The organism is Kitasatospora sp. NPDC059571 (genome assembly GCF_042735675.1).
Lineage (GTDB): Bacteria > Actinomycetota > Actinomycetes > Streptomycetales > Streptomycetaceae > Kitasatospora.
Map to the genome: position 1 here is coordinate 1 of NZ_JBHWBW010000321.1, position 9,127 is coordinate 9,127.

9 protein-coding genes are annotated in these 9,127 nt (G+C 73.7%); 4 read left to right on the plus strand and 5 right to left on the minus strand.

The genetic code is table 11. From position 1 onward, the window contains the following. Nucleotides 1-37: 37 nt before the first annotated feature. Complete coding sequence (locus ACFV0G_RS27775; protein WP_380553644.1) at nt 38-508, minus strand: TetR/AcrR family transcriptional regulator; 471 nt, start codon at nt 506-508, stop codon at nt 38-40. A gap of 138 nt (nt 509-646) precedes the next feature. Between ACFV0G_RS27775 and ACFV0G_RS27780 the strand changes: the two genes are divergently transcribed. Beyond that, the gene (locus ACFV0G_RS27780) at nt 647-1,879 is read left to right on the plus strand and encodes an FAD-dependent oxidoreductase (protein WP_380553647.1); all 1,233 of its coding nucleotides are present in this window, start codon (nt 647-649) and stop codon (nt 1,877-1,879) included. 185 nt (nt 1,880-2,064) lie between these two features. Here ACFV0G_RS27780 and ACFV0G_RS27785 read toward each other — a convergent pair whose 3' ends face one another. Then, nucleotides 2,065-2,628, minus strand: coding sequence for a dihydrofolate reductase family protein (locus tag ACFV0G_RS27785; protein WP_380553650.1), 564 nt, complete (start codon nt 2,626-2,628; stop codon nt 2,065-2,067). Between the two features lie 250 nt (nt 2,629-2,878). Beyond that, a complete protein-coding gene (locus ACFV0G_RS27790; RefSeq protein ID WP_380553653.1) occupies nt 2,879-3,817 on the minus strand; it encodes an oxidoreductase in 939 nt (312 codons plus the stop codon). Nucleotides 3,818-3,941: 124 nt separating this feature from the next. Between ACFV0G_RS27790 and ACFV0G_RS27795 the strand changes: the two genes are divergently transcribed. Then, a complete protein-coding gene (locus ACFV0G_RS27795; protein ID WP_380553668.1) occupies nt 3,942-4,550 on the plus strand; it encodes a TetR family transcriptional regulator in 609 nt (202 codons plus the stop codon). Between the two features lie 74 nt (nt 4,551-4,624). On the opposite strand, the gene ACFV0G_RS27800 is transcribed toward ACFV0G_RS27795, so the two are convergent. Continuing rightward, entirely contained in the window at nt 4,625-5,506 is an 882-nt protein-coding gene (locus ACFV0G_RS27800; protein WP_380553656.1) for an alpha/beta hydrolase family protein, read from the minus strand. Nucleotides 5,507-5,636: 130 nt separating this feature from the next. Between ACFV0G_RS27800 and ACFV0G_RS27805 the strand changes: the two genes are divergently transcribed. Beyond that, nucleotides 5,637-6,446, plus strand: coding sequence for an alpha/beta fold hydrolase (locus ACFV0G_RS27805; RefSeq protein WP_380553659.1), 810 nt, complete (start codon nt 5,637-5,639; stop codon nt 6,444-6,446). 56 nt (nt 6,447-6,502) lie between these two features. On the opposite strand, the gene ACFV0G_RS27810 is transcribed toward ACFV0G_RS27805, so the two are convergent. After that, nucleotides 6,503-7,255 (minus strand): DUF4190 domain-containing protein, encoded by a 753-nt coding sequence (locus tag ACFV0G_RS27810; protein ID WP_380553662.1) that lies wholly within the window; start codon nt 7,253-7,255, stop codon nt 6,503-6,505. A 397-nt stretch (nt 7,256-7,652) separates the two neighbouring features. Here ACFV0G_RS27810 and ACFV0G_RS27815 point away from each other — a divergent pair, with 397 nt between their 5' ends. Beyond that, on the plus strand, nt 7,653-8,717 hold the full coding sequence (locus tag ACFV0G_RS27815) for a class I SAM-dependent methyltransferase (protein WP_380553665.1): 1,065 nt from the start codon (nt 7,653-7,655) through the stop codon (nt 8,715-8,717). Nucleotides 8,718-9,127: the final 410 nt, after the last annotated feature.

Below are 9,127 nucleotides of genomic sequence, written 5' to 3' on the forward strand. Positions count from 1 at the left end.
CGCGCGCGTGGGCGTGTCGGGCGGCGCCCACCCGGGTTCAGACCCCCCACCGCACCTCCGCCCGCTCCGGCTCGCCGGCGTCCTCGTCGACGAGGAGCCGGATCACCTCGTCGAAGGCGGTGGGGATGCCCTGGCCGCTCTCGGCGAGGCGCCGCACGACCGGCTGGTTGGCCTGGGTGAGCCGCATCATCTGCAGGTGCTCCGAGGTGGTGCCGGCGACCCAGCGCAGGGCGGCCTCCCGGACCAGGCCCGGAGTGCGGGGCCGGTCCTCGATCCAGGCGACGAGCGCCCGCACCTCCTCGCGCCGCTCCGCCACCAGGCTGGAGACGATCTCCTCCTTGTTGCGGAAGTGGTAGTAGAGCGCGGACTTGGTCACGCCGAGGGCCTCCGAGATGTCCCGCACGGAGGTCGCCTCGTAGCCCTTCTCGGTGAACAGGGCCAGCGCGACGCTCAGGATCTCGGCACGGGTCTCGGCCGCCGGCCGGCGGCCTCGGGCGGGGCTCGTCATGCTCCTCGCTCCGTCTCTCTCGGGGGCTCCCACCCTACCTTGCTTACTGAACGGACGTTAAGTAGCGTGGAACTTAATGACCGGTCGTTCAGTACGGCCCGAGTCCGCCCTGCCGTCATGCCTTCAGGAGGTCGCACCATGAAGTCCACGCAGCCGACGCCGCCGGAGCAGTCCGCTCCCCGCATCGCCGTCATCGGAGCCGGCCCCGGCGGCCTGCTCTGCGCCCGGGTCCTGCAGCAGCTCGGTGTCCCCGTCACCGTCTACGAGGCGGACGCCTCGGTGGACGCCCGCGACCTCGGCGGCACGCTCGACCTGCACGCCGACTCCGGCCAGATCGCCCTGGAGGACGCCGGCCTGACGGACGCCTTCCGCGCCCTGGCGCGGCCGGAGGGCCAGGCCATGACCCGCATGGACCACCACGGCACGGTCCTCGACCGCTTCGTCCCCGACGCAGCCGACGAGGCGGCCCCCGAGATCGACCGGGGCCAGCTGCGCCGGATGATCGCCGCGCACGTCGACCCGGCCGCCGTACGCTGGGGGCACCGCCTCACGGCCGCCGAGCCGGTCGGCGACGGCACCCACCGGCTCCGCTTCGCCAATGGCACCACCGCGGTGGCCGACCTGGTGATCGGCGCCGACGGCGCCCGGTCCCGCGTCCGGCCGCTGGTCTCCGACGCCACCGCAGACTACAGCGGCGTGTCCTTCCTGGACGTCGTGTACGAGGACGCGGACACCCGCCACCCGGGCATCGCCCGGCTGGTCGGCGACGGCCACCTGTTCGTCCGCGACGGCAACGGGCGCGCGATCATCGGCCAGCGCAACAGCGGCGGCCACATCCGGGCCTACCTCGCCATGCGCACGCCCGCCGACTGGCACACCGCGGCCGGCATCGCCGACCCGTCCGACCCCGCCGCGGCGGACGCCGTCGGACGCCACCTGCTCGCCGAGTACGTCGGCTGGGACGAGCAGCTGCTGCCGTTCCTCACCGACCCCGACGGCGGCTACCGCAACCGGCCCATCCACCACCTGCCGGCCCCGCACACCTGGCAGCACACCCCCGGCGTCACCCTGCTCGGCGACGCCGCCCACGTCATGGCCCCCTTCGGCGGCCACGGCGTCAACCTCGCCCTGCTCGAAGCCGCCGAACTCGCCCACGCCATCGTCCGGGAGCCGACCCTCGACGCGGCCGTCCGCCACTACGAGGCCCGGATGACCGAACGTGCGGCTCCCCTCGCGGCCGGCGCCAACCAGGCCCTCGCCGGCTTCTTCGGCTCCGCCGCCCACGCCGCCCCCGACCACGCCGAGGAACACCGCCGCTACCAGGAGGGCGCCGCCGCCTATCGCGCGCAGCGCGCAGCCGACGGCCACTGAAGCGCCGGCGTGGTCGGCCGCCCGTTCCAAGCCACCGTCTCAGCTGCCGTTGTCCTCGTTCGGATCCGCGCAGGACCGGCCACTCGCGTTCAGGTCGAGTGCAGAAGTCCGGCCGACCGCGGCAAACAGTACGAGCGGCCGATGGCCGGCCCGAGCCGGGCAACGGGTGTCCGCGCGTGCCGGGGTCAGCTCCCGGAGGGCTTCGCCCGCTTTCGCACGCGGAAGCGGAGCATCGTGACGGCGCCCGACCGGGTGTTGCCACAGGGTTCCAGGTCGACCCTGCCGAGGCCCGGGGGCGAGAAGCGGACACCGTCGCCGAGCAGCACCGGGAGGACGTACACCAGGATCTCGTCGACGAGCCCGCGCTGCAGGCACTGGGCGGCCACGTCGGCACCGAGGATCTCCAGGTTCTTGCCGCCCGCGGCGCTGCGTGCGGTGGCAACGGCTTCCTCGAGGTCACAGGTGAGGAACGTGACGGTCGGGTCCGGCTCGTCGGGAGGCTCGTGGGTGAGGACGAACCGCGCTCCCCCGTCGTAGGCGGTGTCCTGGTCCGCCATGCGCCTGGCGACCTCGTACGTGCCCCTGCCGATGAGCATGGCGCCCGTGGCCGCCACCACGTCCGGGAACGCATCCGCCGTCAGGTACTCGAAGATCCAGTCCATCGCGTGGCCGGGTCCGGCGATGAACCCGTCCAGCGACATCGCCCTGTTCACGACCACTCTGCCGGTGCCGATGCCCACATCGCTCATGCGTCTTCTCCGAGGGTTCTGGAGGCCCGAGGGGTCGATCCCGCGGCTCTGCGGCGATCGCCGCCCGATCGTCCGCGACGATAGCTCCGGTCACTCCCTCGCCCGTCCCGGACTCGCCGCAGCGATGACCTGCGACGAGAAGCCCGCCGGGATCTCCACGTGGACCAATGGCGTCCCCGGCCGGCTTCGAGGGGACCGACTCCGGCAGCGGCGCCCGCCTCGACGGCCCGGGGCCGGGCCGCAGGGCGGGTCAGGCCGGGGTGGCGGTGGTGCAGGTGACGCCGGTCAGCTCCTCGGACAGGTGCCAGAGCCGGCGGGCGGTCTCGGGATCCGATGCCGCGCGGTCGGGGCCGACCGGGGCGGGGTAGCCGCGCAACTGCCGCCAGCCGTCGGGGCCGTAGAGCCGGCCGCTCTCCGCCTCCGGGGCGGTTGCCGCGTACAGCTGGGGCAGGGCGCCCATCGTGACGTCCTGGGCGAGCAGCCGGTTGCCGAGCGAGGCGAAGGCCTTGGTCAGGCCGGTCGGCCCACTCGTCTGCAGGTTCGTGGCCGTGTAACCGGGGTGCGCGAGCAGGCTGCGCACCGGGCTGCCGGCCGCCCGGAGGCGGCGGTCCAGTTCCAGGCCGAAGACGACGTTGGCGAACTTGGACTGCCGGTAGAACTCCATCGGCGCGTACTTCGCGGCACCGGTGAGGTCGTCGAAGTGGATCCGGCCGCCGCGGTGCAGGTCCGAGGTGACGGTCACCACGCGCGGGTCGCGACCCTGCTGCAGCAGGTCCAGCAGGAGACCGGTGAGGGCGAAGTGGCCGAGGTGGTTGGCGGCGAACTGCTGCTCGTGCCCCTGCGGGCTGAGTCCGCGGGGCGGCGCCATCACACCCGCGTTGTTGACGAGGACGTCCACCGGCAGGCCGTCGGCACGCACGGCGGCGGCGAACGCCTTGACGGAGTCCAGGTCGGCGAGGTCGAGGCGGCGCACCTCCAGGCTCGCCCCGGCGTGGGCGCCCGTGATGTCCGCGACGGCGCGACGGCCCTTGGCCTCGTCCCGCACGGCCAGGACCACGTGCGCGCCGTGGCCGGCGAGCTCCCGGGTCGTGGCGAGGCCGAGGCCGCTGTTGGCCCCGGTGACGAGGAAGGTCCGGCCGGTCAGGTCCGGGATGCGGGCTGCGGTCCACTTGCTCTCTGTCGCTGTCACCCTTCCCAGGCTGCCACTGGTGGCACAGTGTGTCAATGAGGTCCTGGAGCGACATTCCTGGCCCGCGAGATACCATCGGGCTGTGGCGGACACGAACACGGCGAACACACCCCCGGCAGCCAACATGGCCGAGCGCAAACGGCAGCTCGTCCGGGACGAGCTGGCCGAAGCCGCCGTCAAGCTCCTGGCCTACCAGGGGTTCGAGGCGACGACGGTCGACCAGATCGTGGCCGCCGTCGGGATGTCGCGCCGCACGTTCTCCCGCTACTTCCAGTCGAAGGAAGACGTGGTCGTCCACATGCTCGCGGGCGCCGGTGCGCAGCTGTGCGCCGACCTGCGCGCCCGGCCGGCCGAGGAAGCCCCCGCGCAGGCGCTGCGCCGTGCGCTGTCGGGCTTCACGCACATCAGCGCGGAGTACCCGGACAAGACGCTGCGCGTCACCCGGCTGATCCTCGACACTCCGGCCCTGCTGGCCCGCTTCCTGGAGCGCACCTCGCAGTGGCAGGACGAGATCACCGGCATCCTCGCCGAGCGCGCCGGGCTGGACCCGCGCACCGACCTCCGCCCGGCACTCGCCGCCGGAGTCGCGATCACCGCGTTCCGGACGGCTCTCGACCGGTGGGCCGACGAGGACCGCGAGCGCAACGGCGACGGCAGCTCCGACCTGGACGGACTGCTCGATCAGGCCTTTGCGGTGGTGGCGCCGGCACTCGACCTCGGCACCCCGGGCTGACACCGCACCTGCTGCGGACGGGCCCGGTACCTGCTGCGGACGGGCCCGGTCAGCCGGCGCCCGGCCCCACGGGCTCAGACCAGGTGGCGGCGGAAGAACGCGACCGCGTCCGCGGCGACGGCTGCACGGGCGCGCGCGGCGCGCGGCACCGGGTCGGCCCCGATGAAGTCGCCGTGGGTCACGTCCGGGCCGACCGACCGGCCGATCGCGGCGGGGATGCCCTCCAGGTACGGCCGGACGTCGACCTCGTACGGGTTGACCGTGTCGGCGCCGCCCCAGTGGACCTCGACCGGCACCTGAACGGCCGCCAGGCTCTCGGCCGTCACCATCGCCCCCAGCCCGGGCGCCACCTGGAAGACCGCCCGCACCCGCGGGTCGGCCAGATCCGCACCCGCACCGGCCATGGCGGCTTCCAGCCGCTCCGCGGGCACCTTCGCCCGGAACGCCTCCAGCACGCCCGGGAACTCCGGAATGTCCGGCAGCGGCACCGCGCCGGAGAGCAGGGCGCCCGCAACGGCCTCGTCGATCCGGGCACCCGCCAGCGCGGCCGCGGTGTAGCCGCCGGCCGAGAAGCCGGCCGCGCCGACCGGCCCGAGCTCCGGTCCGCCGGCCGGCGCACCGAGCACATCAAGGGCGAGGAGCAGGTCACGGGGGCGTTCCCAGGGGCACAGGAAGCCCTCCGGCTCGTAGCCGTCGACGACGTTGTTGCCGTGGTGGTCGACGGCGAGCACCCGGAATCCGGCGGCGGCCAGTGGACCGGCCAGCCACGCCATTCCGCTCCCGGAGCCGCCCGTCCCGTGCGAGACCAGAACGACCGGAGCAGGATCCGCCGCCGGCTGCAGCGGCTCCCACTCGTACACCCGGACGGGCCGCGGCCGTCCGGCCGTGCGCAGATCGCCGCGCGACTCGTCGTACAGGACCTGCGTCCGCGGACTCCCCCACCTGCTGTCGATCACGGCGAGGATCGTACCGATCCTCTCCCCTCCCCGCCCTCGGCCCCGACATGCCGCGTTCGGCGCAGCATCGCCGGCCGGCGTGCGCCGGCGCGGGAGACTGCGGGTGGTCGAGCGGACGGAGGGCCGAAGCGTGAGCGGCAGGGCGCAGTTCCATGCCTGGGACGTCCACGAGTCGGGGCCGGCCGATGCGCCGCACCGCGTTCTGCTCCTGCCCGGCGGGATGTGCAGTACGGCCTTCTACCAGGACATGGTGGCCTCCCCGGCGCTCGCCGGGGCGCCGATCCGGCTGGTGGCGGCGACCGTTCCGGGCCATGCCGGGACGGTCGCGCCCCGGGACGTGTCGATGGAGAACTACGCGGCGATCACCGGCGCGTTCGCGGCCGAGCACGGCTGCACGGCCGTGGTCGGGCACAGCATCGGGGCCAACATCGCGCTGGAGATGGTGGGCGGCGGGCACTTCCCGGGGCCGGTGGTGCTGCTCTCGCCGACGTTCTCGCGCGGGGACGAGTCCAAGGCCCTGGCGGTCGCCACCACGCTCGCGCGGGTACCGGCGCTCGGCTCCCTGGTGTGGCCGGCGATGCTGTGGCTGACGCCGAAGGTCCTGGCGGACAGCATCCCGGAGCACCGGCGGGCGGCCCTGATCGCCGACCTGAAGCGGAACTCCGCAGGGTTCTGCCGCCGCGCCATCGCGGAGTACTTCGCCTATCTCGACCGCTACGGCTCACTGGTGCAGCGGCTGTGCAACTCAGGTGCCCGGGCGTGGGTGGTGCGCGGCGACCGCGACGAGATCGGTCTGACCGACGCCGAGCGGACCGCGGTGGAGGCCTGTCCCTCCATCACCCTGGAGGTGGTGCCCGACAGCGGGCACCTGGTGATGGTGGAACGGCCCGACGCGGTCGCCCGCCTGATCGCCGACGCCGTCCTCAGCACGGACGGCTGACCCACCGCCAGGACCACCCGCACCGGGCCCCGCTCGCGGGCGTTCGGGCGGGACCGTCAGGCGGCGACGGTGGTGCCGCTGTGGAGACTGCCCTTCCAGCTCCCGGTGTCGTCGAGGAAGGTGCAGACGACCGTGCGGTGCGTCCGGATCAGCAGGGTGTTGCCCCGCGGGGGCACGTGGGCGAGGTGGAAGGCGGCCGGTGCGGAGGTGCCGGACGGCAGGTAGGCGGGGGCGGCCGCCGCGCAGGCCTGCTCGGCGGCGGCCGTCAGGGTGTCCTCGGTGGCGACGGCTGCCCGGTCGAGGTCGGTGCGGGCGAACGCCTCTCCGTTGTGGGCCTGTTCGCACGGGACGGCGGTCACCTCGTCGGTGAGCGCGCCCGTGGTCGCCTGCACGGAGAAGCACTCGCCCGGCTTGAGGTCGGACGCGCTGACCGTCCGGGCGCCGCCCTCACCGGACGTGCCCTGCCAGAACAGCGACGTGCCGAGGACGGCCCAGATCAGGGACAGGGCGAGGCCCGTCCAGGCGGCCCATCCGGCGGTCTGCTTCGTCTTCCGGATGCGGAGCAGCGCAATGACCGCCAGGACCACGCCCACCGGCCAGAGGAAACCGATGACGCCCGGTACCAGCGAGGCAACCGCCAGCCGGCTCCATCCCGGGCGCGCGTCGGGGTCGTCGTCGATCGGCCCCCGGACGAACGAGGCGAAGGCCGCGGAGCGCTCGGGTGCCTCCGCGGTTCCGGCCGTGCCGTCCTGCTGCGGCACTGCCGCGTCCGCGCCGGTGTCCTGCGCGGTCCCGCCGTCGGCGGTCATGGTCCTCCCCGAGTACGAGTGACGTGACGGTCGGCGGCCGGGTCTCACGACATCCGGCGGACCCCGCCGTCGCCGACCGGTTGCCGCACAGTTGATCACACCGCTCGGCGCTCCGTCGACGGACTATTCCGGACCCGGGCCGAGTTGTTCCTGCGTCAGCCGGTCAGGGGCGCCGCTGCCGTTCCGGTGCGCACGGCGCCGCCTGCGCAGGCGGTCGCCCCGGCCGCTTCGGGTCCGCCGGGGATCAGGGGGCGCCGGGTCCCCGCCCGGCCGCCCGGGCCCGGGCGGCGTAGCCTGGCGGTGAGGAGTGTTCCGTCGCAGTCGCATCGACCGGTCGGCCGCGAGCGCGGCCCGGCCGTGTGCCCGCCCTGCCCCGGCCCGGTGGCGAGGAGGAGCGATGTCCGTCACGGAGTTGGACGCTGCCAGGCAGGAGGCCTTCGCCGGCCGCATGGTCCAGATGGTGAACGACGCCTGCCTGGGCCTGATGGTGGGTCTGGGGCACGAGAGCGGCCTGTTCGACACGATGGCCGGGCTGGCACCGGCCACCAGCGAGGAGATCGCGCGGGCGGCCGGGCTGAACGAGCGCTACGTTCGCGAGTGGCTGGGCGCGATGGTGGTCGGCCAGATCGTCGAGTACGAGCCGCAGCGGCGCACGTACGCGCTGCCGCCCGAGCACGCGGCCTCGCTGACCCGGGCCGCCGGGCCGGACAACCTCGCCCGGATCGCGCAGGACCTGGGCATGATGGGTGAGGTCGAGCAGCAGGTCCTGGAGGCCTTCCGCACCGGGCGCGGGGTGCCGTACTCGGCGTACCCGAGGTTCCAGGCCCTCCAGGCGGAGGAGTCGGGCGAGGTCTACGACCTGGCGCTGGTGAACGGGATCGTCCCGCTGGTGCCGGAGCTGCCCGAGCGGCTCCGCGCGGGCATCGACGCGCTGGACATCGGCTGCGGCCAGGGCCATGCGGTCAATGTGCTGGCCGGGGCGTTCCCCGCGAGCCGCTTCCGCGGGCTCGACATGTCCGAGGAGGGCCTTGCGGCCGCCCGGGCCGAGGCGGCGGAGCTGGGCCTGTCCAACGCGGACTTCCAGCTCGGTGACTGCGCCGAACTGACCGGTGCGTACGACCTGGTGACGGCCTTCGACGTCATCCACGACCTCGCCCGGCCGACGGAGACCCTCGCCGCGATCGCCGGCGCGCTGAAGGAGGACGGGGTGTTCCTGATGGGCGACATCGCCGCCTCCAGCCGGCTGGAGGAGAACATCGACCATCCGCTGGGTCCTGCGCTCTACACCTTCTCGACGTTCTACTGCATGAGCGTCTCCCTCAGTGAGGGCGGTGAGGGTCTGGGGACGGTCTGGGGCGAGGAGACCGCCCGGCGGATGCTCGCCGAGGCCGGGTTCGGCCGGGTCGACACGCAGCGCGTCGAGGGCGACATCCTCAACGTCTACTACGTGGCCCGCCGCTGAGGCGTGCGGGCGTGACGGTTGGGTAACGCTTGCGGGATTTCTCCGCAGCAATTCTCTTCTTCTGCCCGGCCGATAACGCACCGGGGTGACTTGACTGCGGAGAGTCGACGGCGGTTGGATATCGACAGCCGCCACCGACGGACATATTCGGGCGGTATTCAGCTGCCGCCGAGGGAGGGGTATGTCGCATTCCGACGGGTCGATCGGAAAAATAGTTTCCGCCGTGGCCGCACATGAATCCACCCTGATCGATCATGACAATTTCGGTCCGGCCCGCGGGCCGGTCCGGTGACGGTTCCCGAGCCCCCGGCCGCCGGGGCGCTGCTGCCCGCGGTGGCACGCGCCGAGCCGACCGGCCGCCTCGCCCGGGCGCTGGCCCTGGCGGGCGATCCGCAGGCGCGGCCGTCGGG